We start from the raw sequence: 25,102 nt of genomic DNA on the forward strand, positions 1-25,102 counted from the left end.
CCCTTGCCATCGAAAACCGAGCGTTGTACGGTTTTCATCGAGGCCCGCCCACGGCGTCCGCCGAGGTCCCGGCTTGTCACCCCAACGAACGGGAGCACCACCCGATGCGATTCCGTCTGCGCGGACTCGGCCTGGCCGCCTTGGCCGCCGCCACCGCTCTGACCTGCCTGCCCGGCTCCGCCGCCGCCCGCCCGGAGCCGCCGGCTCAGGTCGCGCCGCTCGGTCCGGATTTCCTGTGGGGCGTCGCCGCCTCCGGCTATCAGTCCGAAGGGCATGCGCCGGACAGCAATTGGAGCCGTTACGTCGCAGCGGGCAAAACCGAGGACCCGTACCGGGATTCGGTCGACTTCTACAGCCGCTACGCCTCCGACATCGATCTGGCGGCCGGGCTCGGCGTCAAGGTCTATCGGATCAGCATCGAGTGGGCCCGGGTGCAGCCGGAACCCGGCGTGTGGTCGGCAGCGGGATTCCGCTTCTACGACAACGTGATCGCGAAGATCACCGCCGCCGGGATGCGGCCGATGATCACACTCGATCACTGGGTGTTCCCCGGCTGGGAGGTCGACCGCGGCGGCTGGCACAACCAGGGGATGGTCGAGGACTGGCTGGCCAACGCCCGCACCGTGGTCGACCGCTACGCGCCCGTCGACCCGCTCTGGGTGACCTTCAACGAACCCACCTTCTACGGCCTCAACGAGCTGCGCCACGGCGGTCTGCCCGCCACCGACGTGCCCGGCATGCAGGATCGGCTGGCGCAGGCGCACAACGCCATCTACGACCACATCCACCAGGTGCAGCCCGATGCGATGGTGACCAGCAATGTCGCCTACATACCGGCCGGCGAGGACGCGATCAACAAGCCGTTCATCGACAAGATCGCCGCTCGGCTCGACTATGTCGGCATCGATTACTACTACGGCATGTCCCCGGACACCATCACCTCGATGGGCCAGAACCTGACCCAGCTCTGGAAGAACCCGCTCCAGCCGGAGGGTATCTACTATGCCCTGCAACACTATTCGCGCGAATTCCCGGGTAAGCCGCTCTACATAGTCGAAAACGGCATGCCCACCGAGAACGGCAAGCCGCGCGCCGACGGCTACACCCGCGGCGACGACCTGCGCGACACGATCTACTGGATCCAGCGCGCGCAGGCCGACGGCATGAACGTCATGGGCTACAACTACTGGAGCCTCACCGACAACTACGAATGGGGCAGCTACACACCGCGCTTCGGCCTGTTCACGGTCGATGTGCTGACCGATCCGAGCCTCACCCGACGGCCCACCGACGCGGTCGCCGCCTACACCGACATCACCCGTGCCGATGGCGTGCCCGCCGGCTATCGGCCGACCCGGGCACCGCAGCCCTGCTCGCTGGTCGATGCCGCCGTCAGTTGCCTCGACCCGCTGACCGTCCCGCGCTGATCGACCTTCTCTCGTAACAACCAATCGCAGAACGGATTTCGATGGATCTGAGATGGCGTCGCCTGACGGCGGCAGGCGCGGCAGCGGGCATACTCACGGGAATCTGCGCCCCGGCGGTGCAGGCCCAGGCAGAACCCGGCCAACCGACCGCAAGCGAGATCGCCGGAGTGGGCAAGGATCCGGACGGCAGCATCCCGCCCGCCGGATCCGACGACTGGACCTGCCGGCCCACCGCCGCGCATCCACGACCGGTCGTTCTCGTGCACGGCACCTGGGGCAACCAGAACGACTGGAACGTACTCGCGCCACAGCTGAAAGCTGAGGGCTACTGCGTCTTTTCGCTCAACTACGGCCGCGACACGTCGAGCGTGCTCGGCGCGCTCCCCGGCATGTACGGCGTCGGCGACATCCACGCCTCCGCCAGGGAACTCGCCGCCTTCGTCGGCCGCGTGCGCGAGGCGACCCACGCGCCGAAGGTCGATCTCGTCGGCCACTCGCAGGGCGCGTTGATGTCTCGGCAATACCTGCGCTTCGAAGGCGGCGCGGCCGAGGTCGATCACCTGATCTCGCTCGCGGGCACCAACCACGGTTCCACCATGCGCGGCGTCGCAGGCCAACTCCCGTCCGGCAGCGCGCATTCGGCCTTCTCCGCCGGACTGACCGGAATCGCCGGAATCGCGGCCACCCAACAACTCGTCGGCAGCGAGTTCCTCCAGGCCGTCAACGCCGCGGGCGACACCGACCCCGGCGTCAACTACACGGTGATCGCCAGCACCCGCGACGACGCCTCCACCCCACCGGAAGCCACGTTCCTCCAAGCAGGTCCCGGTGCGACAGTCGACAACGTCTGGGTCCAAGACTTCTGCCCGACAGACACTTTCGACCACGGCGTCCTCCCCCAATCCCCCACCGTCGCCTACATCATCAAGCGGGCCCTCGACCCGACCTACGTCGGCACCGCCTGCCCGTGACACAGATCCGGGCGGTAAGGCAATCGCCTCACCGCCCGGAATGCGTTGGCCGTCAGCTACGTTCGGTAACCAGCTGCTCGTCCTTGTCCTTGTCTTTGTCCAGCAGCGAATCCTCCAGCACCGCTTCGCCGCGGGCGACCATGCCCGCCTCGTCCGACAGCTTCAGCTGCGGGATGAACAGGGCGAGGACGAAGACGATGACGGCGCCGGGGATCAGGTACCAGAAGCCGGGGACCAGGGCGTTCACGTACGCACCGACGATCGCGTCGTGCAGGCCCTCGGGCAGGTTCTTGACCACCGAGGGCACCAGTGCGCTCGGGTCGAGCTTCGCCGCCATGACCTCCGGTCCGTGCGACATGAACGCGTCGGTGAGGCCCTCAGTCAGCCGGCTGGTGAAGATCGAGCCGAAGATCGCGACGCCGATCGCGCCACCCATCTCGCGGAAGTAGTTGTTGGCGCTCGTCGCGGTCCCGATCTGGTTGGGCGACACGGCATTCTGCACGACCAGCACGATGATCTGCATGATCAGGCCGAGGCCGGCGCCGACCACGAACAGCATGGCCGACACGACCCACATCGGGGTGTTCGCGGCGAGCGTGGTCAGCCACAGCATGGCGGCGAGCATGATCAGCGCGCCGATCGGCGGGTAGATCCGGTAGCGACCGGTCTTGGTGATCGCGGTCATCGACCCGATCAAGGTGATCATCATGCCGACCATCATCGGGATCAGCAGCAGACCGGAGACCGAGGCGGACGCGCCGGTGGCCATCTGCAGGTAGGTCGGGATGAACCCGATCGCGGCGAACATCACCAGGCCGACCAGCAGGCCGATCGCGGAGGTCAGCACGAAGGTGCGGTTGCGGAACAACCACAGCGGCAGCATCGGCTCCTCGGCCCGCGCCTCCACCATGACGAATGCGGCGACCACGACCACCAGCGCGGCGATCATCGCGATGATCGTCGTCGAACCCCACGCGTACTGCTTGCCGCCCCAGTCGGTGATCAGGATCAACAACGTGGTCGCCGAAGACATCAGCAGCACACCGAGGTAGTCCGGCTTGGTCTTCGGCCGGTGGCTGGGCACGCTCAGGTAGCGGAAGGCGATGAACAGCGCCGCGATGCCGATCGGCACGTTGATCCAGAAGCACCAGCGCCAGCCGAGCGTGTCGGCGAAGAAACCGCCGAGCAGCGGTCCGGCGACCGAGGTGATGCCGAAGACGGCGCCCATCGGCGCCATGTACTTACCGCGGTCCTTGGCGGGCACCACGTCGGCGATGATGGCCTGCGCCAGGATCATCAGGCCACCGCCGCCGACGCCTTGCAGGCCGCGGAAGACGATGAACTCCCAGAAGCTGGTCGAGGCGGCGGCGCCGACGGACGCGGCGGTGAACGCGGTCACCGCGAACAGGAAAAGCCAGCGCCTGCCGAACATGTCGCCGAACTTGCCGTAGATCGGCATCACGATGGTGGTGGCCAGCAGGTACGACGTCGCGGTCCAGGCCATGTGCGAGACGCCGCCGAGCTCGCCGACGATGGTCGGCATCGCGGTGCCGACGATCATCTGGTCCAGGCTGGCCAGGAACATGCCCGCGATGAGCGCGGAGAAGATGAGCCAGATTCGCTTCTGGGTCAGGACAATTGGGGTAGGCGGCGAGTCAGCCGTCGTGGTCATCGGTTCTCCTGGTTTCGCTCGGCAGGCTGGTCGAACATCCGGGCGGCCATCGCGCAGTGGTCCTGCATGGCCGCGGTGAGGGATCTGCTGGTGTCGGCGGTCGCGGACATCGCGGCCCTGGTGGTGATGCTGGTCATGACTCCCGCTGCGAGAGCGGCGAATTCGCGCGCCACGGGCGCTCCGGCCCGGGCGGTCAGCAGCTCGCCGACGATGGCCTCCTGCTGCACGCCCGCGGCCATGAACGCCGCGAACACCCGCGGCTCCTGCTTGATGATCTCCATTATCAGCGAGATAGCTTCGCGCACTTCGTCTTCCGGCTCGAGCGCCGAGGCGAACAGCCAGGTGAGGTCGGACATGAGCATCCCGGTCGGCCCACCGGCGACGAACTCTGCACGCGCGGAAGGGGTTCCGATCTCCTCGATCGGGCCGACGATCGCGTCGAATTTCGTGTCGTAGTAGTTGAAGAACGTGCGCGGCGAGACGCCGACGACCTTCGCGATGTCCTCGACGGTCGTCGCGTCGAGCCCGTGCGCGACCACCAGCCGGCGAGCCGCCATGCACAGCTCGAGCCGGGTCTTGCGCTTCTTCTGTTCGCGCAGGCCGATCGGCGGCTCCGCGCGAGTGGGGGATGACATGGCAAAAATTTAACACAAACTGCAAAATTTCAGACAGTGCAATTTTCTGTGATCGTACTCACCCCGACCACCCGAACGCTCGGGCAGAGTTATCAGACCTACTGCTTGAATGCGTACTCGATCACACTTCATTCAGCCTCAGCTAGATAGGCGCTGGTCATAAGCAACCTCTCAGAATCTTCATCTACTGTTCACCTCAGTAGATGAGCAGAGAGGCAACGACGCCATGAAGCGATCACCCCTACGACCGACCGGCATCCTCCGCCGACACCGCCGCGCCACCGCACTCGCGGTGATCGTCGGATTCCTCGGCACCGCAACCGCCCTCAGCACCGCCGTCGCGGTCGCCGACCCGGGCGCTCGCTCGAATCAGACACCCGGCCGCGCGGGTTCGGCCACCCCCGGCAACACGACCGGCGCGCACCACATCGACCCGTTCGGCTACAACCACACCGACGCCAACCCGTTGCAACAGAACGAGCACCGGAACGCCCTGCGCGAGTACCGAAGTCAGCAGAATCCGGCCGAGGCGACGCAGAACCGCAGCGGCGGCGCGACCACCTGGACCGCGGTGCCGCGCACCGACGGCGAGGGCTGGGTCGTCTGCCGCCCCACCGCCAGCTGGTGCTAGCCGAGCGGCCGCGAAACCCCTTGCAGTACTTCGCATTACCGATCGGCGGTGAATCCCGCCGCCAGGTCGAGGACGAAAGAGAGAACTCGATGAACACGGCAATGACGCCGAACGCCCCTGTCCTGCGCCGCACATCGATCGCGCTGCTCGCGGTCGCCACCCTGGCCGGCGGCCTCACCTTCGGCGCGGGCACCGCCGCGGCCCAGGCCCGGACCAGCGCGGCCGGCGCCGGAGCGCACTGCCTATGGGCAGGCGCCGGCTACCCGCAGGGCGCGACCGTCGCCGCAGGCGGGCAGACCTTCCGCTGCGATATCGACCGCGGCACGGCGTCCTGGTCACGCGGCCCCGCCGACGGCAAATCGACCGCCGTCCCCAACCCCGGCGCTTACACCAACCCCACCGGCCTGTTCAGCGCGGGCGCGCGGCAACCCGGCACCGAATACAACGACTACTGCGTAGGCAGCCAGCTCATCGAAGGCAACGAGGACGTCTACCAGGTGGTCGCGACCCGGGACGGCAAGTTGCAGTGGAAGGCGGCCGCACCGATCTCGCAGTGGGCCTTCGCGGCCGGCGACACCCGCCCCGGCCCGTCGTCACGGTCCGTGAGCCTCTGCATCGATGGCAACCTGACCTGACCCGATCCGTCGGCGTCACATCCGCGCGGCCGCGTCGCCGATCGCCTCGTCGAGAATGGCCAGGCCGAGGGACAATTCGTCCTCGGTCGCGGTCAACGGCGGGGCGATCCGGAACACGCCACCCATGCCGGGCAGCTGCACGATGTTCATGTGCAGGCCCAGTTCCAGGCAGCGGCGGGTGACCAGCGCGCCGAGTTCGTCCGACCCCTGCTTGGTTTCGCGGTCGACGACCAGTTCCAGTCCGGCGAGTAGCCCGCGACCACGAATATCCCCGACGACGTTGTGCCGCTCGGCAATTCGCTCCAGACCCTGACGCAGGAACACGCCGAGTTCGGCCGCTCGCTCGTCGAGGCGATCGCGCACGAGCACGTCGAGCACGGTGTTGCCGACCGCGGCGACCAGCGGGTCGGCGACATGCGTGGTGAAGAACAGGAATCCGCGATCGTGCGCCTCCTGCTCGATCTCCGCGCTGGTCAGCACGGCAGCGAGCGGCAGTCCGGCGCCGAGCGTCTTGGACAGGGTGAGGATGTCCGGCACGATGCCGTCGCGTTCGAACGCGTACCAGGATCCGGTGCGGCACAGCCCGGTCTGGGCCTCGTCGAGGATCAGCAGCATGCCGCGTTCGCGGCACTTCTCGTGCAGCGCGGCGAAGTAGCCGAGCGGCGGTTCGACGACGCCGCCCGAGCTGAGGATCGGCTCGACGATGCAGGCGGCCAGGCTGCCGACCGATTGCGCGTCGATCAGGTCGAAGGAGAAGTCCAGCTGCTTGCGCCAGTCGAGTTCGCCTGCGGCCGTGGTGAAATCGGGACGGTAGGTGTGCGGCGCCGGGATGGCGAAGTTGCCGGGCGCGGCGGGGCCGTAACCCTTGCGGCCCGCGCTGTAGGTCGCGCTCGCCGCGGCCTGGGTCATGCCGTGCCAGGAGCGGGCGAACGAGACGATCTCGTGCTTGCCGGTGACCAGCTTGGCCATCCGGATCGCGGCCTCATTCGACTCGGCGCCGGTGGTGAGCAGCAGCGCCTTCTCCAGCGGCGCAGGCAAAGTGCCGGCGAGCCTGCGGGCGAGGTCGACGACCGGGCGGCTGAGCATGCCGCTGAACAGGTGGTCGAGTTCGCCGACCTGGCGGCGGACCGTCGCGACGATGTCCGGATGTGCGTGCCCGAGGATCGCGCTCATCTGACCGGAGGTGAAATCCAGTATCTCCCGGCCGCTTTCGGTGTACAGGAAGCTGCCCGCGGCGCGGGCGATGATCTCGGGCGTGAAGCTGCCCGCGCCCGCGTAGCGCACGAGGTGCCGATCGGCGTCGGCCCAGAAGTCGTCGGTGGACTGTGGCGTGAAGGTGGGGGAAGCCATATTCCGACGGTAAGGGTGGCACGAGCGACACGTCCATCTCACAATTCCGGCTGTGCTGTTCGGCTCAGCCGTACAACAATCGAGGGATGCTGAACCCCTGGCGGCTGCGGTTGCTCAGCCAACTCGATTCCCTCGGCACCGTCCGCGCGGTCGCGCAGGCGGCCAACCTGAGCGCGTCCAGCGTGTCCCAGCAGCTCGCCGTGCTGGAGGCGGAAACCCGCACGCAGCTACTGGAACGCTCCGGCCGCCGGGTGCGGCTCACCCCGGCGGGGCTGATCCTGGCCCGCCGGGCCAGGGCGATCCTCGACCACATGAGCACGGTCGAGGCGGAGCTGCGCAGCCTCGGCGGCGAGCCGGCCGGCCTGGTTCGGCTCGGCGCGTTCCAAAGCGCCATCCACTCGCTGTGCGTGCCCGCGGTGACCCGGCTCGCGCAGAGTCATCCACACCTCGACATCACGCTGCACGAGCTGGAGCCGCACGAGAGCATGCGCGCGCTGCGCGCCGGAGACGCCGACATCATCATCACCACAACGGATTTCGTCGCGCAGCCGCTCGGGCCGGACATCGACATCGTGCCGCTGGCCACCGATCCGATCGTGCTGGTGCTGCCGCCCGAGCAGGCCGCGCGCGGACCCGCCGACCTAGCCGCGTACGCCGACGAGCCGTGGGCCTTCGATACGCCGAAGTCCTATATGGCGAGCCTGGCCACCCGGCTGTGCCGCGAATCGGGCTTCGAGCCGCGGATCGTCTGCCGGTTCAGCAACTATCTGATGGCGTTGCAGCATGTCGAGGCCGGGCTGTCGATCACGCTGCTGCCCGGCCTCGCCATCGATCCGCGCTATCACGTTGCGACCAGGGAACTCACGAGCCCGGTCACCCGGACCATCACCGCGGTAATCCGGCGCGGAACACCCCCGCGACCGGCCGTCAATGTGGTGCTCGATGCGCTGCGCAGACACGGCGATCTGCCGGGTGCGACCGGGCCGATCGGTGGTTGAAAACACCCGATCGAAAAGCAGATCGCTCGCCGGCGAACAGTAATTAGCCCGCCGTACGGGTCGCCGACGCGGAAATTCTCCCCGGATTGAATGACGTATTACCCCAGGTAGGCGGCACTTTTCAATAGCTAATAAGCATTAGTTACCGTTTCGTTATTGCTTTACCGTGTGTCGGAAATTTGTTCGAACCCACTTGTGTCGAAAGATGGGAAATCGGATCCGCTTGGACTGACAGATCACCGTGATGTTCTCGAATCTTATTCGGAGACTTTGGTGAAGTCCGGTGCGCCTGCGTATGCGGCGCCGCATGGCCGAGCCAAGGCCTTCGAAATGACCATCGGAGGACTTGATCATGGCATCGAAGAACGACGACGACGTCCGAAGTACCCGCTCGCTGCGCCGGGTGTTCTGGTGGACACTGGCCGCGGGCGCAGCAGTATCCGGCGCACTCCTGTTCTCCGCCGCGGAAGCCTCGGCGCAGACGGTGACCATCCCCGGCGTCGGAGCATTCGACGTTCCGAACGAAATCTCGGTTCCCCCCGGCATTCCCGGCATCCAGGTCTCGGGTCCCGCGCAGGAGAGCGCGCCGTCCGCTGCTCCCTCGAAGACCGAGTTCTCCGCCCTCGGAATCCAATTCACGCTTCCCGACCTTCCGGGCATCGAATACTCCGGCCTGGCCGGTCTTCCCGGCATCACCGCCCCGAATTCCGTTCAGCCCCAGGTCGCCCCGATGAAGACGACCGGCGAGGTCGCCGTCGAAGCGGCCCGGGCCAAGATCGGCTCGGACTACAGCGCCAACTCCGCGGGCCCCGACGCCTTCGACTGCTCGGGCCTGGTCCAATGGTCCTACCAGCAGGCCGGAGTCGCGGTGCCGCGCACCAGCTACGACCAGCTGGCCACCGGAACGCCGGTGTCCCGAGACGATCTGCGCCCCGGCGACGTGGTGTCCTTCTACGGCGGCGGCCACTCCGCGCTCTACGCCGGAAACGGCAAGGTCATCCACGCCTCGACCTACGGCACCGGCGTCGTCGAATCCCCGATGTCATCGATGCCCTACGCCGGCGCCTGCCGTTTCCAGCGCTAGCGCCTTTCCGCCGAAGGCTCAGTACTGGTGACTCGGGAAGTCGAGGTAGCCGGTGTCGCCGCCCTGGTACCAGGTGTCCTTGTCGCTCTCGCGGAGCGGGACACCGGTTCGAAGTCGTTCCACCAGATCGGGATTGGCGAGGTAGGCACGGCCGTAACCGATCAGGTCCGCGCCCTGGGACAGCCAGTGCTCGCCGTCGGCGCGGTCCGTCGGCTTCGGGGCGATCTGGCCGCCGGGGTTGAGGATGAAGGTGTTCGGCCAGGCCTTGCGCAACGCTACGAGCAGGTCCTCGGCGGCACCGGCCAGCACGTGAACATAGGCCAGGTCGAGGCGGGCGAGTTCGGTGAACAGGGCGCCATAGAGTTCCGGCACGTCCTGCTCGACGGTGTCCCACACCGTGCCGCCGGGTGAGAGCCGGATGCCGACCCGGTCGGCGCCGATCGCGTCGGCGGTGGCCTCGGCCGCCTCGACGGCGAAACGGATTCGGCCGGTGATGGATTCGCCGTAGGCGTCGGTGCGCCGATTCGCGCCGGAGGACAGGAACTGCGAGATCAGATACCCGTTGGCGCCGTGCAGCTCGACACCGTCGAATCCCGCATCGATCGCCCGTCGCGCGGCATCCGCGTAAACCTGCGCCTCGCCGGGGATTTCGGACAGCTCGAGCGCCCGCGGGACCGGTGCGGGTTGCAGACCACCTGCGCCCGTGAACACTTCGGCTCGCATCGCGATCGCGGACGGGCCGACGGGCTGATACCCGGCCACGTCCGGGTGCCCGACCCGCCCGGCGTGCATGAGCTGAGCGAAGATTCGGCCGCCATTGGCATGCACGGCGTCGGTCACCGGCCGCCACGCGAGCGCCTCGACATCGGTGGCCAGGCCGGCCGAGCCCGGATTCGATTTCCCCGGCAAGCTCGGATACACCCCCTCGCTGACGATCAGCCCCGCGGTCGCCCGCTGCGCGTAGTAGGTCGCCATCGATGCGGTCGGCAATCCGTCCGGGGTGGCCCGCACCCGCGACATCGGCGCCATCACCACCCGGTTGGGCAGTCGCAGATCGCCGAGTCGGTAGCTATCGAACAAGCTGGTCACGGTGATTTCCTCAGTGTCGGTGGAAGCGTGGATCGGATATCGCTACGCTAAAACCTGACACTGACGTCAGAGGCAACTGTCAGTGACCCGGATCACCAGGAGAACCATGCGAATCGGCGAGTTGGCGGCCAAGACCGGAGTCAGTGTCCGCGCGCTGCGCTACTACGAGGAGCATCAGCTGCTCGGCGCCACCCGCAGCGCCAGCGGTCAACGCCACTACCCCGACCATGCGGTCGTGCGCGTCGAAATGATCCAGCGCATGTACTCGGCCGGACTGTCCAGCAAGACGATCCTGGACATCCTGCCGTGCATGTCCACCGGCTCGGCGACCCCGGAACTCGCGGAAAGGTTTGCCGCCGAACGCGATCGCCTCGATCGCCAGATCCGCGACCTGATCCGCACCCGCGACGAACTGGACGCGATGATCACCTGCACGAACGAAATGGTCGACACCGGCTATCAATGCCAGCCGCAATAACCCCGGCTCGACGCAGCGACCCTACTTTTCCGTCGACTCGTCCGCGGGCGCGGCCGGCGCGATCCGGATCACCCCGGCATCCAGGTCGAGCGCGAGCCGGGGACTGTGTGCCTGCCCATCGCTGTCCTCACTGCCCTCGTCGGCCAGCTTCTTACCGGGAAACAGTTCGCCCATGACGCCCATGAACTCCACGATAGTCCCGGCGCCCGGGTATGCCCGAAATGCTCCGATTCGCTCTACGCTGGCCGCATGTCTGTTCGTCGCCTGGTGGCTCTGTCCGTGTTCTCCGCGTTCGCCGTGCTCGGGGTGTCCGCGTGCACCGTCGAGGGAGCGGGGACCAAGACCGAGTGCGCGGTGAGTGGGTGCACGGTGACCTTCGATCGTGGGGTGAACGCGAAGGCCAGCGTGCTCGGGGTGGACGTGGAACTGGTTGCGGTGAACGGCAATACGGTCACGCTGAAGGTGGGCGGGCAGGAGGTCAGCGTGCCGGCCGGGGACACTCAGCCTGCCGATGGGCTGAATGTGAAGGTGCAGGAGGTCACGAGCGACAAGGTCGTGGTCAAGCTCTCCACCGGGATCACCACCAACTGAGCCTAGTCGGCGTCGCGGTGGTATCTGGCGACGAATCGGCGCAAGATCTCCTTGGGCGTGGTGATCGATTCCCGGTGGCCCAACGCGGTGAGGTAGTCCGCCTCGTCCGGGTCGAAATAGCCTGCGTGCCGGTAGGTTTCGATACGCAGCGCGAGGCCGTCGCCGTCGAGTTCGGGGTGGAACTGGGTGGCGTAGATGTGCCGGCCGACGCGAATCATCTGCACCGGGCAGTCGGCGGAGGTGCCGAGCAGCACCGCGTTCGGCGGAACCTCCTGGCACGCCTCCTTGTGCCCGACGAAGGCGCGGAAGGTCTGCGGGACGCCACGAAGCAGCGGATCCTCGGCGGCCTGCTCGGTCAATTCGATGGTCTGCGCGCTCGGCGATTCACCGAATCGCTCGTCGCTGACCGTCCCGCCGAGCACATCGGCCAGAATGCTCAATCCGTAGCAGGCACCCAGATACGGGAAGTCCCGGCCGACGATCTCGACCAGCAGCTTCTTCAACCCGGGCTCGAATCGCTGCTGATAATCGTATTTTTCGGCGTCCGGATTGCCGACATTGCTCGGCCCGCCGCCGACGATCACCGCGGAAAAGTCATCGAGCACCAGATCAGGCAGCCCCTGGTCCATCTGCACCCGCACCACGTCGCCGACCTCGAGCTCGCCCGCGCGCAGGACGGCGTAGTACTCGTCGTCCGCGGCGGGGCGCTCGGGTCGCAGCTGGAGCAGCAGGCAGGGCTTGGGCATATCACCGATTGTGCAAGATCGGCCCGGCGGAAAGGGCGTAGTGCGGACAACTCGCGTGTTCGGAAAGAATTGTCGGTCGTTCGAATGACAGTTGTCTGGCCGATACCCGACACCGGCCGGGACTGTCAGGCTCGTCGGCATACGACGAACAGTCGGACCCGACTGAGGCCGAGCACCGAGGGGTTAATCGGCCTTCAGTTCGGCAAGCCGCAGGCTTCCGGTCTGCGGCTTGCCGTGTCCCGGGCTCAGCCGACGCGCCCACGCAGTACGCCGAGGCCGGCGGTCAGCGCGGAACCCCCTGTGGTCCAATCGATTCCGGCGGGTTGGGCAGTCAAGACGACCACCACGTACGGCAGTTGCCGAGTCGAGGCCGGACCGACGAGACCGGTGGTGTCCAGTGTCGTGGATGTGTCGAGGGACATCCAGCCCTGCTTCACCGCCCAGCTGACACCGGCCAGGCCGTCGGGGATGCCGAAGTACTGATCGGTGCCGTCCGCCGAGATCTCGCTGGTGCTGCGCAGCGCGTCGACGACGAGAGAGCGAGCAGGCTCGGGCACGGCGGTGGTGAGGAAGCGGTAGACGGCGACCACATCTCGTGCGGTGGTGAGAGTCTCGCCCCACTGCTCCGGGTCCGCGGGCGGCTGGGTCGCGGTCAGGCCGATCGCGTCGATCATGCGGCCGACGATCGCGTCGCCGCCGTTCTCGTCCCACAGCTCGTCGGCGATGTTGTCGTCACTGGCCGACAACATCGTGCTGACCCGCGCCGCGGTCTCCGAATCAGGTTGCCAGCCCTGCTGGCTCAACACGTCGAGCGCGATCAGCAACTTGACCACCGAGGCGGTGTAGAAATGCTGATCGGGGTTCAGGCCGACCAGGGTGGTCCCGGAGTCGAGGTCGACCACGTCGATGCCGACTTCGGTGCCCGGCGAGACGGCCTGGATCGCCGCCTGCATCTGCTGCGCCAGCTCCGTGTACGACCCGACTGGTTGCCGCGCGAGCGTCCCGCGCACCGGCGTCATCGCGGCCGCCGGCGGCGTCAGCGGGACAAAGTCCTGGTCATGCGGTCCCGCGGTGGCGAGCGGAGCCGCCACCAACGCCGATATCGCCACTGCCGCTACACATCCGGCGGACGCCGCCCCCCACCCCCATGTCGATCCCATACCTATTTGAACCATGCCAGGCTGGCGAAAGCTCGAGGGCTACTTGGCAATTGGCTGTGACCGCGTCCCCAGTCCGCTGCGGGGACGGCGGCGCCGCCTCAGGGTCGAGTCGCGACGGGTATCGGGGTAGGTCCGCCGAAAGGATGACATCGGACGAGACCGCGGGCCGATGCCCACCGAGGGGGCACCCGCGCAGAATCGCTAGGGCGGTTGGCGATCACAAGCATTCTGTAGGGAAACTGCTAGCCGCGCAGGATTTGATGCAGAGGTGCAGTTGGCGGGGCTCCTGCGCAACCGACGTGAGATCTCGATCTACCTGGTGAAATGGAGAAGACAGTGCCCGCGACGTTCCCGAGTTCCAGCACCTTTGCCGCAGCTGACGCAGTGCAGGACTACCGCGGCCGCGGCTGGACCGTCGCCGAAACGGCCAACGGAGCGTGCCTGATCACCGACGAACACGTCGCCGCCATCGAACTCACCGGCCCGCTCGCCGCCGAGGTCCGCCGCTTCCTGCGCGCCAACAAGCTCTCCGGCCCGGTGATCGAAATCCCCGGCGCCGAACGCCGCGAGATCCACCTGGTGGTCGGCGCCGCCAAGGCCGTACTGGCCATCGAGGCCCTGCGCGGCGCGGGCGCGACCGTGCACACCGACGGCGCGAGCATCCCGCTCCCCCCGACCCGGCTGACCAGCGGCTGCGCCGAATGGGCCATCGCCCCCGCCGAAGCCCGATGGATTCCGCCGGTCGTCGCCATCTCCGCCGCGGTACACGCCGCCACCCCGGCTCGCCGCCTCGCCGAAATAGCCTGCTAACCGGTCTTTCTCGGTCAGGCGACCACGTGCCGCGGCTCCGGGAAATGACACGCGGCCAGGTGACCGTCGGTGGATTCGCCCAGTTGGATCAGGGGTGGTTCTTGTTCGGCGCAGATGTTTTCGGCCTTCCAGCAGCGGGTGCGGAAGCGGCAGCCGGACGGCGGATTGATCGGTGACGGGACGTCGCCGGTGAGGCGGATCCGCTCGCGCTGCTTGGCGCTGTCCGGGTCGGCCTCGGGCACCGAGGACAGCAGCGCCTGGGTGTACGGGTGGTGCGGGCGGCCGTAAAGGTCGGCGCGGTCGGCGATTTCGACGATCTTGCCCAGGTACATCACCGCGATGCGCTCGCTGAAATGCCGGACCACGGCCAGGTCGTGCGCGATGAACACGAAGGCGATGCCCAGCTCGCGCTGGAGCCGTTGCAGCAGGTTCACCACCTGCGCCTGAATGGAGACGTCCAGCGCGGACACCGGTTCGTCGGCCACGATCAGCTTGGGATCCAGGGCGAGCGCGCGGGCGATGCCGATGCGCTGGCGTTGCCCGCCGGAGAACTCGTGCGGAAAACGATTGAAATGCTCAGGATTCAGGCCGACCGTCGCCAGCAGTTCGCGCACCCGGTTGCGCCGGCCGCCGGGCGGGTCGATGCCGTTGATCTCCATCGGCGCGGCGATGATCCGGCCGACGGTCTGCCGCGGGTTCAGCGAGGAGTACGGATCCTGGAAGATCATCTGGATCTCCGGGCGGATCGGGGCCAGCTCGCGCCGACTCCGGTGGGTGATGTCCTGACCGTTGTAGGTGATCGTGCCCGCCGTCGGCTCCAACAGCCGGGCCAGCATTCGCCCGGTGGTCGACTTGCCGCAGCCGGATTCGCCGACTAGTCCGAAGGTTTCGCCGGCGGACACGGTCAGGTCGATACCGTCCACCGCGCGGACGACCTCGGTTTTCCGTTTGATCAGGAATCCGGAGCGGATGGGGAAGTGCATCTGTAAGCCGGTCGCGGTCAACAGCGGTCCGTGCGCGGCGGGGCGCGACTTCGGCAGGTGCAGAGTCTGTTCGGTCATGATGCCTTCCCGATGCCGAGCGTCGGCTGGACCGCGTCGACGAAGATGCGGTCGGCCTCCTCGGTGGCCAGGTGACAGGCCGCCCCGCGGCCCGTGGCCGAGCCGAGTTCCGGTCGCTCGGTGGTGCAGCGCCCGTCCGCGACGCGGTCCACGTAGTCGCAGCGCGGATGGAACGGACAGCCGGACGGCACGTCGATCAGGCTCGGCGGCGTGCCGCGCACCGGAGTCAGCGGTGTGTCCACGTCCCCGCCCAGGTGCGGGATCGAGGACAGCAGGCCCCAGCTGTAGGGATGCCGTGGCCGTTTGAGCACCTCGCGCACCGTGCCGCGCTCCACGCACCGGCCGGCGTACATGACCAGCACGTCGTCGGCCATCTGCGCGACCACGCCCATGTCGTGGGTGATCAGGATGATCGCGGTGTCGAACTCGGTCTGCAACTCGCGCAACAGGTCCAGGATCTGCGCCTGCACCGTCACGTCGAGTGCGGTCGTCGGTTCGTCCGCGATCAGCAGGTCCGGGTCGCAGCAGAGCGCGATCGCGATCATCACCCGCTGGCGCATGCCGCCGGAGAACTGGTGCGGATACTCGTCCACCCGACGCTGCGGCTGGGGGATGCCGACCTTGGTCAGCATCTCGACGGCCCGGGCCCGCGCCTGTTTCCGGCTCGCGCCGGTGTGCTTGCGATAGGTCTCCATGATCTGGTCGCCGACCGTGTAATACGGGGACAACGCGGTCAACGGATCCTGGAAGATCATCGAGATCCGCTTGCCCCGGAACTGCCGCATGGTGCGTTCGTCCGCACCGGCCAATTCCGTTCCCTCGAACCGGATCTGGCCGCTGATCGTCGCCTGCGTGCGGTTGTGCAGGCCGAGGATGGCCATGCTCGACACGCTCTTACCCGAGCCGGACTCGCCGACGATGCCGAGCGTCTTGCCCCGGGCCAGGTCGAACGACAGCCCGTCGACCGCCTTGACCATGCCGTCCTCGGTGCGGAAGTGCACCAATAGATCTCGCACCGAGAGGATGGCGCCTTGGCTGGACATGTCACGCTCCAGATTCGAATCGGGCGGGGTCATCCGAGCCGCACCCTCGGGTCGATGAACGCGTACACGACGTCCACCACGATGTTGGCCACCACCACGGCGGCCGCGGCCAGCAGCACCACGGCCATCATCACCGGCAGGTCGGAGTCCTGGACCGAATTGACCGCCAGCTGGCCGATGCCCGGCAGGTTGAACACGGTCTCGGTGACCAGCGCCCCGCCGAGCAGCACGGCGATATCCAGGCCGAGCAAGGTGGCGATCGGGCTCATGGTGCCGCGAAAGGCGTGCTTCAAGTAGATGTTCCCGTTGCCCATGCCTTTGGCGCGCACGGTGCGGATGTAGTCCTCGTTGAGCACCTCCACCATGGAGGAGCGGGTGAACCGCGCGTAGTACGCGGCGGTGATGATGGCCAGGCAGATCCACGGCAGCAGCAGCCCGGTCCCCCATTTCACCGGGTTGCTGAAGAACGAGGTGTAGCTGGGCACCTTCATCAGGTGCGTCGAATACACGAAGAGGAACAACAGGAACGGGCCGAGCACGAAGATCTGCTGCGCGCCGCCGAGCACCGCGAAACCCATGGCTGCCTTGTCCGCGACCTTCCCCTTGCGCAGCGCGGCCAGCAGGCCGAGACCGATGCCGACCAGCAGGAACAGCACCACCGCGCCGATGGTCAGCGAGAACGTGACCGGGATCCGGTCCAGGATGGTGTCCAGCACCGGCCGGTGGTTGTGGAACGAGTAGCCCAGACATGGTGCCGAGCAATAGGTATCGGCGATCGTGCGGCCGGTGAAGATCCCGCCGAGGTAATCGAGGAACTGCTTCCAAACCGGCTGATCGACGCCCAATTGGTGGGCGACCGCGGCGATCAGCTCGGGTGAACAGCTCTTTCCGCAGGCCAGTCTGGCGACGTTGTTGCCGGGGGCCACGTAGAACATCACGAAGGTGATCGCGCAGATGATCAGCAGGATCAGGATGCCGCCGAGGATCCGGCGGGTGAGGAAGGCCAGCATGCGGAGATCGCTCTCTGGAGGAGGTGGCGGCCGAACCGGGTGCCGGGCTGCGAGTCCGGCACCCGGTTCGACCGGCCTGCGCTACTTCTTGATGTAGGTGTTGAACAGGTCGATGGTGGCGCTGAGCGTGTCCATCCGCGCCCCGCCGACCTTCGAGCCGTACATCACCTGTTTGCGCGTGTACACCAACGGGATCGCCGCCGCGTAGTCCTTCTGGATCAGCTGGTCCAGCGGCATGTACCCGGCGCCCTGGGCGGCGATGTCCTGGATGGACTGGATGCGGTTGATCTCGTCGTCGACGCGCTTGTCCTTCAGCTGGGCGTAGTTGTTGCCCTCGTCGCGCACCGCCCCGCCGTAGTACACCGCGCTGTACACGGTCCGGTTGGTCGGCCAGTCCGGGCTCCACTGGTTCCAGATCAGGTCGAACGGATTGTCCAGGCGCCCGATGGCGTCATAGAAACCCTTGTCCGGCACCGGATTCAGATTGACCTTGAAGCCGGCCGCCTCGAACGCGCGCTTGATCGGGACGCCCCACCGGTCCGCGGTCGGGGTGGAGTCCCAGGCCACATTGACCTCGTAGCCGAGTTTGCCTGCGTCGGTGAGGATTTGCTTCGCCTTCTGCGGGTCACCGTTGTCGCCGACGCCGTACGGATTGGGCTGCTCGGCGAAGCCGAGCGAGGAGCGCGGGCTGAGCGTGTCGGCGACATTGCCGAAGAAGGGGCCGCCCTGCGTGGTGATGACGTCCTGCTTCGGGAACGCGGTCGCGATGGCCTTGCGCACCTGCAGGTCGGTGACCCGGGCGGTGTTGATCGCGAAGACCTGCACGCCGTTGGTCTCGTTGTCCAGGGTGCGCTGCTTCAGGTTCGGGTCCTGCATGATGGCCTGGACCTGGTCGCTGTCCACGCCGCTGTAGTAGGAGGACGCGTTCGGGTCGGTGTCTGCCTTGAGCTGGTCGGTCTGCTGCTTGGCCATCACGCCGAACTGGAAGTGGATCTGGTCCAGGTACTGGTGGCGGACCGGGTCGGTCTTCGGATCCCAGTTCGGGTTCTTCACCAGGGTCAGCGTCTTGTCGACCTCGTGTGCGCCGATCTTGTACGGCCCGGTGACCATGTCGCCGAATCCGTTGGCGTCCAAGTCATCCGGCTTCGCGTCCCGATCCTTGCGCACCGGCACGGTCTGACCCATCGAAGCGGCCATCGGGAAGTCCGACTCCGGCTCGGCCAGGTGGAAGATGATGGTCTTGTCGTCCGGGGTCTCGATCTTGTCCGGACCGAGCTCCTTGCCGCCGGTGAACGGACCGGGATAGACGGAGTTGAAGTCGTCCTTGCCCGCGAGCCAGAGCTGAACCCACTTGGGCCCGGTGGCGAACTTCGTGTCGAAGCTGCGCTCGACGCCGTACTTGATGTCCTGGGACCGGATCGGCGAACCGTCGGCGTACTTCACCCCGTCCTTCAGGGTGTACTTCCACGTCTTGCCGCCGTCGGAGGCCTCGCCGGTATTGGTGGCCAGATCGCCGACCAGCGCCATCGTGCCGTCGTCGTGCTGATTGAAAACCGTGAGCCTGCGGTTGATCAGGCGGAACGCCTCGTCGTCCGGGGCGGTGTAGATCTTGGCCGGGTCGTAGTGCGGGAAGTCGGCGCGCCACATCAGGTTCAGCGAGCCGCCCTGCTGGGCGCCGGGCACCTCGGCGGCCGGGCCGCTGGACTGTTTGCCCTCCGCGTCGAGGGTGAGCTTGCTCTGGCCGGCCTTCGGCTGGTCACCACTGCCGACATTGGTGCCGCCGGCCGAGCAGCCCGCCGTCACCATGGCCAGCGCCGCGGCCACCGCGGCGGCCTGCGCGAGATGCGATCTTTTCATTCCAGTTCCTGCCTCCTCTTACCGCCGAAAAGCCCGGCGACCCAACGGTTATCGGCTTCCCTTCGGGTCAAGGGCGTCGCGCACCGAGTCCCCGAGCAAGTTGAACGCGAGCACGAAAAGGACCATCCCGATACCGGGGAAGACCAGATAGGTGATGTCGGAGGAGATCAGGCCGGAGCCGTTCTGCACCATCACACCCCAGTCGGGTGTCGGCTCCTTGATGCCGACGCCGAGGAAGGACAGCGCCGCCTCCGCCGTGACGTAGGCGGGCAGGTCCAGCGTCGCCAGCACCAGGATCGGGGTCCACAGATTCGGCAGCAGTTCCCGGAAGATGATCCGCCGGGGATTGGCCCCGGTCACCTTGGCCGCCTCGACGAACTCGAGCTCGCGCAGGGAGAACACCTGTCCGCGCAGCAGCCGGGCGTTGCGGGTCCAGCCGAACAGGGTCAGCAGCCCGATCATGCTGGCTGCCCGCACCCAGGGCGGAACCTCCTGCCCGGTCGCCTGGTAGCCGGCCCAGGCGACCGGCATGAAGGCGAGGATGAACAGGGTGGACGGGACCGACAGCAGGGTGTCGGTGATCCGGCTGATGATGTAATCGGTGCGGCCGCCGACGTATCCGGCGGTGACGCCGAGCACCGTGCCGATGATCGTCGTCAGCAGTACCACGGCCAGCGCGATCAGCAGCGAGGTGCGAATTCCGTAGGCCAGCACGATGAGTACGTCGCGGCCGGTGTGCGGCTCGATGCCGAACCAGAATTGGCTGTCGATACCGCCGTTGGGTTTGATCGGGAAGCCGGTGTCGGTGAGTAATCCATTGGCGGTCGTGGCATACGGGGTGTAAGGATCTTTGCCGTAGAGCCAGGAGATCAGTGGTGCGCCGAGGCCGACGGCGAAGAAGAACACCACGACAATGGCGGCCGTTACGCCGGTTTTGTCCCTTTTGAACCGAAGCCAGGCGAGCTGACCGGGAGAACGGCCGAGCGGGGCGGTGCTGCCCACCTCGACGGTGGCCACGGCATCCGGTGGAAGCTCGTCCGCGCGCAGGGCCACTAGTCCCCCTAGATCACTTGGTAAGAATGGGCGAAAGGTACGGCGCGCGAGCATTCAGCGTCAACCCCCTCTCGCGTTTACTTAGCAAGATGTACACATAAATCGGACACCGCCTCGCGAATAGTGCACTGTTGCATCAGTTTTTGTTGCCGAGGCCGGGGAGAGAGCACATGCTCAGCGGTCGCTGGGTGCCGAAAAGACCTGAATCTCAACGGATGTCGGCGGCGAGCGAGTGTTGTTGCCCGGCTGATCAACTGGGGAATTCCCCAGATCGGCGGGTTGCGCGGCAAGGGTGGGTGTGCTCTCACGCGCACGAGGGGGCTCGCCACGGAGCGTCCGGCGCGAGGGCGGACCTGACGGAATAGGCATCCCCTATGGCGGCTACTGAATTTTCGTCTTTGCTTCAAGTTCTTCCGCGGACGTAGCGTGAAAACAGTTCGACGAAGTCAATTCTTTTCCGTCGATTCGGCGAATACGCAATCGAAAGGACCTCGACATGAGCACATTTGGCAGCGGATCGGGAACCCAAGAACTCAAAGGAAAGCGGGCGCTGGTCACCGGCGGTTCGCGCGGAATCGGAGCCGCCATTGTTCGGCAATTCTTGAATGCGGGCGCCGAGGTGCTCACCACCGCCAGGTCGGCGACGAACACGGTGCCGGAGGGTGCCACTTTCGTCGCGGCCGATGTGCGGACCAAAGCCGGAGCGGAATCGCTTGCCGCGGCTGCGCAAGAAGTGCTCGGCGGGGTGGACATCCTGGTGCACAACGTCGGTGGGGCGCGCCCGCACCAAGGCGCGCTGGCCATTCCGGACGAGGAGTGGCAGGACGCGCTGGACCTGAATTTCCTTGCCTCCGTTCGGCTGGACTCGCTGCTGGTACCGGGGATGCGGGAACAGGGTTCGGGGATGATCGTGCACATCTCCTCGGCCGCGGTCCCGACGGTAGCGCCGCCGTTCCTGCACTACGTGGCGGCGAAGGCGGCGCTAGAGGCCTACAGCCGGGGACTGGCGCTGGAGTTGGCGCCGTCCGGAATCCGGGTCAACACGGTGTCTCCGGGCAAGACGGCCACCCCCGGCGGCGAAGAGACCCGGGAGTTGTGGGCGCGCTTGGGCGAAGGGCCTGCCGCCGACAGCACCGCGCCGTTGGGACGCGATGGCCGGCCCGACGACATCGCCGACGCCGTGCTGTTCCTCGTTTCCGACCGGGCGAGCTGGCTGACCGGCAGCAATCTCTTCGTCGACGGTGGCGAATTCCCCAGGGGCTGAAGGTAATCCAGAGCGTTGTGAGAAGAGGTATTCCGGCATGGGTAAATACAGCGACAAGAATGTAGTGATCACGGGCGGCGGCAGCGGCATCGGGTTCGGGATGGCGAAGCTGCTGGCGGACGGCGGAGCGCGGGTAATCATCACCGGGCGTGCGCAATCCGCGCTCGACGCCGCGCAGGCGCAGCTCGGTCAGAACGTGGTGGCCGTCCGCAGCGACGTGGCCGCAGTGTCCGATCTGGATGCGCTGGCCGAGCGGGCGAAGGACGAATTCGGCACGCTCGATGGGCTTTTCGTCAACGCGGGCATCACCCGCACCATGCCGTTCGCCGCGACGACCGAGACCGAGTACGACGAGCTGTTCGCGATCAACGTCAAGGGTGCGTTCTTCACCGTGCAGAAACTCGCGCCGCTGCTGAGCACGGGCGCCGGCGTCGTCCTGACCACCTCGGTCGCGAACGTCATGGGCATGGTGGAGGCCGGTGTCTATTCGGCGGGCAAAGCGGCGCTGCGCTCGATGACCCGTAGCCTCGCCCGCGAACTGCTTCCGCAGGGGGTTCGGGTCAACGCGGTCAGCCCCGGGCCGATCGACACGGGGACGTTGGAGAAGACGATGACCGCGGAGGCAGCCGCGGAGTTCAAGGCCGAACGGGTCGCCGAGAATCCCATGCGACGCTTCGGCACTCCCGCCGAAATCGCTACGGCGGCAGCGTTTCTCGCCTTCGACGCGACCTATACCACCGGCGCTGAGCTGGTTGTAGACGGCGGCGCGACCCAGCTCTGAGGGTCAGGACACCCGAGCCAGGGCGGCGGGCTCGGGCCAGGTCTCCTGGCGCAGGAGTTCGAGCAGGGCCGTCTCCGCCGGGCCCGCGTTGGGCCGGAGGACGGCGATCACGGGCTGGGACACGACCGGGAACACCGGGCGCACCAGGTGCTCATGACCGGGCGGCACCGCGGAGGCCGGAATGAGCGTGACCCCCAGCCCGTGCGCGGCCCAGCGGGCGGCCGTCGACGTCTGGGACACCCGGGCGACGGTGGTCGGGGTCAGCTCGTTCCGCCGCAGCACGTCTACCAGTACCGCATCGAGCGCGCTGTCCCGGTCGAACCGCACCCACGGTTCCCCGTCCAGTTCACGCAGTTCGACTCGGTCCGCGGCAAGCAGCCGGTGCCCGGCGCTCAGCATCACCACGAACTCCTCCTCGCCGAGGCGGTGCGCGTCGGCCGGCGTCCGGTCGCAGGCCGCCATGAACGCGAGGTCCAACAGGCCCTGACGGCACATCCGGTCCATCTCGGCCGAACTCGCCTCCTCGAAAACGGAGACCTCGAGCCGCGGGTAGCGGCGGCGCAACGCCCCCAGCGCGCCCGGCAGCTGCCGCGTGCCCAGCCCCATCTGCACCGCGATCACCACCTCCCCCACCAGTTCATCCGCCCCGGCCCGCGCCGTCGCCCGCGCCCGCCGCGACGCACTCACCGCGACCTCCGCCTCCCGCAGAAACGCCCGCCCGACCACCGTCGGCACCAGTCCACTCGGCGTGCGCGCGAACAACTGCACCCCGAGTTCCCGCTCCAGACTGCGAATCTGCTGCGACAACGAAGGCTGCGCCACATGCAACCGCTCCGCCGCCGCCGTCACCGACCCCTCCTCGGCCACCGCCAAGGCGTACTCGTACTGACGCAGGCTCATCAGATCCCATCCCGCGGCGGACCACCATCCACCCCGTTGCCATCGATGTATATACAAGCGCTACAACAAGCCAGACAACCCGTTTACTCCGTGTGCCCCGACTCCGGGCAGGGTGAGACTCAATTCTCCAGCCATCCGGATTAAGTGCTGGCCGGCCGAACGCAGCGCCCCGATCTTGGTCAAGGGATGAAATCCCGACCTCGGTGGTCCGACCCGAGTGCTCCGCCGAAAACGCGTCAACCGACGGAACCGGGTGGGGCGCAGGGTGTTCGGCGGGTGGATCGGCTGGGGACAGATGGTGTTCATTCGGCGGGATGATCATGGGGGTGGGGGATTCCATGGGGGAATCCGGTTTAGGAGAACGAAAATGGGCTTCAGGCTCGTCAGTCGCGCTGTCCTGTGCACGGCGGTGGCGGCTTCGTCTACCTTGCTTTTCACCGGGGTGGCCAGCGCGGCGACGTCGACCACGATCAACGGTGCTACGGCTGTCGGTGGGGGTGGCGCAACGGTTTCGGTTACCTACAGTTGTGATCCGTCGAGCGATGCTCGGCGGTTGACGGCGGTGATCGAGGACAAGACCTCGGGTGGACTCGGCGCTGGTTTCGTCGAGCCGACCTGCAACTCGCAGAGTCACACGGTCAGCGTGCCGGTGCGCCCGAGTGCCGGCGCGTTCAACCACGGGGACACCGCGAAGATCGCCACGGATCTGGTCGACGGACTCGGCGACAGCGTGCCGGGCGCGGGCCGATTCGGCACCGTCACCCTCGGCTAGAACGGACGGAGTGCGCGCCTGCGCACAGTGCGCAGGCCGCACGCCTGCCCGACGCTCGCACCTTCCAGCAGGAACTGGAACACGATCACCACGTAGCCGAACAACCACCTGCCCAGCGTCTGCCACACGCGCGGGCGGCGGCCGTCCTTCCAGCGCAGTACCCGCATGCCGAACAGCAGTTTGGCCGCGCTGCCACGGAAGATCAGCGTGCCGAACACATGGTTGACGAACGACACCGCGAACAGGCAGGGCAGGAACACCGGCGCGAACTCGGCGATCCCGGCCTCAGCGTGAAAAACCCGCACCGCCAACGCGAGTGCGATGAAGAACGCCAGCAGCCCATCCGTCATCGCGGCCAGGGCGAGCCGGTTCTCCCCCGCTTCTTCCGGCACCCACACGCGCTCCGCGCGCGGTTGCCGGTTACGGCCCGAGGTAGCGGCGGCGGGATCGACGTAAGGTGCGCTCACGGACCACATTGTGCACATCGCCGCCTTGCCTGCCCAGCACCGAAAAATAGGGGGTCATCTTCCTGTTTGCCGTCACAGTCGGTCGAAGACCGCGATCAAACGGTCGAGGATCGCGGTAGCGGAGAGCAGCGCCGTGATGTCCTGGTCCGCGAGTTCCGCTTGCAGGGCAGCGGACATCGCTGCCATGCGTTCGCGGTTGCGGACGCGTCCGGCGTCGGTGAGTGAGACCAGCACCGAGCGCTTGTCGCCCGAGACTCGTTCCCGGGTGACGTAGCCCGTGGCGACGAGGCCGTTGATCAGTTGAGTCGTTGCGGCGCCGGTTGTTTCGGTACCGGCGGCCAATTGGCTGATGGTGGAGGGTCCCTGTTCGGAAAGCACGCGCAAGGCGCGAGCGTGGGTAAGGGACAGCGCCTCCGGTGACCTGGTCGCGCGCCCGCGCAGACGGGAGTCTGCCGCGCTGAGCCGGTAAGTCACGCGAGCGAGCTGGTCCAAGGCCGCCGCGCGGGCCGGGTCGGACTGTTCGGGCACGATGCGTCTCCTGTCACAGGGGTTGACATCAGCATAACCTAAGTACTTAATGAATAAGTACTTAGGTAAATCGGAGGAAGGATCCCGAC

27 protein-coding genes are annotated in these 25,102 nt (G+C 67.0%); 12 read left to right on the forward strand and 15 right to left on the reverse strand.

From position 1 onward, the window contains the following. Nucleotides 1–104: 104 nt before the first annotated feature. Nucleotides 105–1,427, forward strand: coding sequence for a family 1 glycosylhydrolase (locus tag AB0M22_RS08255; protein ID WP_364722552.1), 1,323 nt, complete (start codon nucleotides 105–107; stop codon nucleotides 1,425–1,427). Nucleotides 1,428–1,468: 41 nt separating this feature from the next. Continuing rightward, complete coding sequence (locus tag AB0M22_RS08260) at nucleotides 1,469–2,398, forward strand: alpha/beta fold hydrolase (RefSeq protein ID WP_364722554.1); 930 nt, start codon at nucleotides 1,469–1,471, stop codon at nucleotides 2,396–2,398. 52 nt (nucleotides 2,399–2,450) lie between these two features. Here the strand turns inward: AB0M22_RS08260 and AB0M22_RS08265 are convergent, their stop codons facing one another. Further along, nucleotides 2,451–4,070: an MDR family MFS transporter gene (locus AB0M22_RS08265; protein WP_364722556.1), complete on the reverse strand. Its 1,620-nt coding sequence runs from the start codon at nucleotides 4,068–4,070 to the stop codon at nucleotides 2,451–2,453. Beyond that, nucleotides 4,067–4,705 carry a helix-turn-helix domain-containing protein gene (locus AB0M22_RS08270; protein WP_364722558.1) on the reverse strand — a complete coding sequence of 213 codons (639 nt, stop codon included), beginning with the start codon at nucleotides 4,703–4,705 and terminating at the stop codon, nucleotides 4,067–4,069. The genes AB0M22_RS08265 and AB0M22_RS08270 overlap by 4 nt, the downstream gene beginning before the upstream one ends. Nucleotides 4,706–4,931: 226 nt before the next feature. Here AB0M22_RS08270 and AB0M22_RS08275 point away from each other — a divergent pair, with 226 nt between their 5' ends. Both AB0M22_RS08275 and AB0M22_RS08280 read left to right on the forward strand, forming a co-directional pair. After that, complete coding sequence (locus tag AB0M22_RS08275; RefSeq protein ID WP_364722560.1) at nucleotides 4,932–5,336, forward strand: hypothetical protein; 405 nt, start codon at nucleotides 4,932–4,934, stop codon at nucleotides 5,334–5,336. Nucleotides 5,337–5,425: 89 nt separating this feature from the next. Further along, a complete protein-coding gene (locus AB0M22_RS08280; RefSeq protein WP_364722562.1) occupies nucleotides 5,426–5,971 on the forward strand; it encodes a hypothetical protein in 546 nt (181 codons plus the stop codon). Between the two features lie 15 nt (nucleotides 5,972–5,986). Here AB0M22_RS08280 and AB0M22_RS08285 read toward each other — a convergent pair whose 3' ends face one another. After that, on the reverse strand, nucleotides 5,987–7,321 hold the full coding sequence (locus tag AB0M22_RS08285) for an aspartate aminotransferase family protein (protein ID WP_364722564.1): 1,335 nt from the start codon (nucleotides 7,319–7,321) through the stop codon (nucleotides 5,987–5,989). An 86-nt stretch (nucleotides 7,322–7,407) separates the two neighbouring features. On the opposite strand from AB0M22_RS08285, the gene AB0M22_RS08290 reads away from it, so the two are divergent. Both AB0M22_RS08290 and AB0M22_RS08295 read left to right on the forward strand, forming a co-directional pair. Further along, nucleotides 7,408–8,319 (forward strand): LysR family transcriptional regulator, encoded by a 912-nt coding sequence (locus AB0M22_RS08290; RefSeq protein WP_364722566.1) that lies wholly within the window; start codon nucleotides 7,408–7,410, stop codon nucleotides 8,317–8,319. Nucleotides 8,320–8,671: 352 nt separating this feature from the next. Beyond that, a complete protein-coding gene (locus AB0M22_RS08295) occupies nucleotides 8,672–9,403 on the forward strand; it encodes a C40 family peptidase (protein ID WP_364722568.1) in 732 nt (243 codons plus the stop codon). An 18-nt stretch (nucleotides 9,404–9,421) separates the two neighbouring features. Here AB0M22_RS08295 and AB0M22_RS08300 read toward each other — a convergent pair whose 3' ends face one another. Then, on the reverse strand, nucleotides 9,422–10,492 hold the full coding sequence (locus AB0M22_RS08300; RefSeq protein WP_364722570.1) for an alkene reductase: 1,071 nt from the start codon (nucleotides 10,490–10,492) through the stop codon (nucleotides 9,422–9,424). A gap of 106 nt (nucleotides 10,493–10,598) precedes the next feature. On the opposite strand from AB0M22_RS08300, the gene AB0M22_RS08305 reads away from it, so the two are divergent. Beyond that, nucleotides 10,599–10,970: a MerR family transcriptional regulator gene (locus tag AB0M22_RS08305; protein ID WP_364722572.1), complete on the forward strand. Its 372-nt coding sequence runs from the start codon at nucleotides 10,599–10,601 to the stop codon at nucleotides 10,968–10,970. Between the two features lie 21 nt (nucleotides 10,971–10,991). Here the strand turns inward: AB0M22_RS08305 and AB0M22_RS08310 are convergent, their stop codons facing one another. Beyond that, nucleotides 10,992–11,153 (reverse strand): hypothetical protein, encoded by a 162-nt coding sequence (locus tag AB0M22_RS08310; protein ID WP_364722574.1) that lies wholly within the window; start codon nucleotides 11,151–11,153, stop codon nucleotides 10,992–10,994. A gap of 66 nt (nucleotides 11,154–11,219) precedes the next feature. Between AB0M22_RS08310 and AB0M22_RS08315 the strand changes: the two genes are divergently transcribed. After that, nucleotides 11,220–11,561, forward strand: coding sequence for a hypothetical protein (locus AB0M22_RS08315; RefSeq protein ID WP_364722576.1), 342 nt, complete (start codon nucleotides 11,220–11,222; stop codon nucleotides 11,559–11,561). Nucleotides 11,562–11,563: 2 nt separating this feature from the next. Here the strand turns inward: AB0M22_RS08315 and AB0M22_RS08320 are convergent, their stop codons facing one another. Together AB0M22_RS08320 and AB0M22_RS08325 are read right to left on the reverse strand one after the other, a co-directional pair. Then, nucleotides 11,564–12,307, reverse strand: coding sequence for a glutamine amidotransferase (locus AB0M22_RS08320; protein ID WP_364722578.1), 744 nt, complete (start codon nucleotides 12,305–12,307; stop codon nucleotides 11,564–11,566). A gap of 245 nt (nucleotides 12,308–12,552) precedes the next feature. Next, nucleotides 12,553–13,416 (reverse strand): serine hydrolase, encoded by an 864-nt coding sequence (locus AB0M22_RS08325; protein ID WP_364722580.1) that lies wholly within the window; start codon nucleotides 13,414–13,416, stop codon nucleotides 12,553–12,555. Nucleotides 13,417–13,803: 387 nt separating this feature from the next. Between AB0M22_RS08325 and AB0M22_RS08330 the strand changes: the two genes are divergently transcribed. Further along, the gene (locus tag AB0M22_RS08330; protein WP_364722582.1) at nucleotides 13,804–14,277 is read left to right on the forward strand and encodes a hypothetical protein; all 474 of its coding nucleotides are present in this window, start codon (nucleotides 13,804–13,806) and stop codon (nucleotides 14,275–14,277) included. Between the two features lie 14 nt (nucleotides 14,278–14,291). Here the strand turns inward: AB0M22_RS08330 and AB0M22_RS08335 are convergent, their stop codons facing one another. The 5 genes from AB0M22_RS08335 to AB0M22_RS08355 all read right to left on the reverse strand — a co-directional run bounded on the left by AB0M22_RS08335 (nucleotide 14,292) and on the right by AB0M22_RS08355 (nucleotide 20,301). Next, entirely contained in the window at nucleotides 14,292–15,338 is a 1,047-nt protein-coding gene (locus tag AB0M22_RS08335; protein WP_364722584.1) for a dipeptide ABC transporter ATP-binding protein, read from the reverse strand. Further along, nucleotides 15,335–16,414: an ABC transporter ATP-binding protein gene (locus AB0M22_RS08340; RefSeq protein ID WP_364722586.1), complete on the reverse strand. Its 1,080-nt coding sequence runs from the start codon at nucleotides 16,412–16,414 to the stop codon at nucleotides 15,335–15,337. The genes AB0M22_RS08335 and AB0M22_RS08340 overlap by 4 nt, the downstream gene beginning before the upstream one ends. Continuing rightward, nucleotides 16,411–17,391 (reverse strand): ABC transporter permease, encoded by a 981-nt coding sequence (locus tag AB0M22_RS08345; RefSeq protein WP_364722588.1) that lies wholly within the window; start codon nucleotides 17,389–17,391, stop codon nucleotides 16,411–16,413. The genes AB0M22_RS08340 and AB0M22_RS08345 overlap by 4 nt, the downstream gene beginning before the upstream one ends. Nucleotides 17,392–17,472: 81 nt before the next feature. After that, nucleotides 17,473–19,248, reverse strand: a complete 1,776-nt coding sequence (locus AB0M22_RS08350; RefSeq protein WP_364722590.1) for an ABC transporter substrate-binding protein — start codon at nucleotides 19,246–19,248, stop codon at nucleotides 17,473–17,475. A gap of 48 nt (nucleotides 19,249–19,296) precedes the next feature. Further along, nucleotides 19,297–20,301 (reverse strand): ABC transporter permease, encoded by a 1,005-nt coding sequence (locus tag AB0M22_RS08355; RefSeq protein WP_364722592.1) that lies wholly within the window; start codon nucleotides 20,299–20,301, stop codon nucleotides 19,297–19,299. A 496-nt stretch (nucleotides 20,302–20,797) separates the two neighbouring features. Here AB0M22_RS08355 and AB0M22_RS08360 point away from each other — a divergent pair, with 496 nt between their 5' ends. Both AB0M22_RS08360 and AB0M22_RS08365 read left to right on the forward strand, forming a co-directional pair. Next, entirely contained in the window at nucleotides 20,798–21,565 is a 768-nt protein-coding gene (locus tag AB0M22_RS08360) for an SDR family oxidoreductase (RefSeq protein ID WP_364722594.1), read from the forward strand. A 37-nt stretch (nucleotides 21,566–21,602) separates the two neighbouring features. Next, nucleotides 21,603–22,346: an SDR family oxidoreductase gene (locus AB0M22_RS08365; protein WP_364722596.1), complete on the forward strand. Its 744-nt coding sequence runs from the start codon at nucleotides 21,603–21,605 to the stop codon at nucleotides 22,344–22,346. Between the two features lie 3 nt (nucleotides 22,347–22,349). Here the strand turns inward: AB0M22_RS08365 and AB0M22_RS08370 are convergent, their stop codons facing one another. After that, nucleotides 22,350–23,246 carry a LysR family transcriptional regulator gene (locus AB0M22_RS08370; RefSeq protein ID WP_364722598.1) on the reverse strand — a complete coding sequence of 299 codons (897 nt, stop codon included), beginning with the start codon at nucleotides 23,244–23,246 and terminating at the stop codon, nucleotides 22,350–22,352. A gap of 367 nt (nucleotides 23,247–23,613) precedes the next feature. Between AB0M22_RS08370 and AB0M22_RS08375 the strand changes: the two genes are divergently transcribed. Beyond that, nucleotides 23,614–24,018 (forward strand): hypothetical protein, encoded by a 405-nt coding sequence (locus tag AB0M22_RS08375; RefSeq protein WP_364722600.1) that lies wholly within the window; start codon nucleotides 23,614–23,616, stop codon nucleotides 24,016–24,018. Here the strand turns inward: AB0M22_RS08375 and AB0M22_RS08380 are convergent. Beyond that, nucleotides 24,015–24,485: an RDD family protein gene (locus AB0M22_RS08380; protein ID WP_364722602.1), complete on the reverse strand. Its 471-nt coding sequence runs from the start codon at nucleotides 24,483–24,485 to the stop codon at nucleotides 24,015–24,017. The genes AB0M22_RS08375 and AB0M22_RS08380 overlap by 4 nt on opposite strands. 72 nt (nucleotides 24,486–24,557) lie before the next feature. Further along, nucleotides 24,558–25,013, reverse strand: coding sequence for a MarR family transcriptional regulator (locus tag AB0M22_RS08385; protein ID WP_364722604.1), 456 nt, complete (start codon nucleotides 25,011–25,013; stop codon nucleotides 24,558–24,560). Nucleotides 25,014–25,102: the final 89 nt, after the last annotated feature.

The sequence above is a fragment of the Nocardia sp. NPDC051756 genome (assembly GCF_040681495.1).
In the GTDB taxonomy this organism is placed as follows: domain Bacteria; phylum Actinomycetota; class Actinomycetes; order Mycobacteriales; family Mycobacteriaceae; genus Nocardia.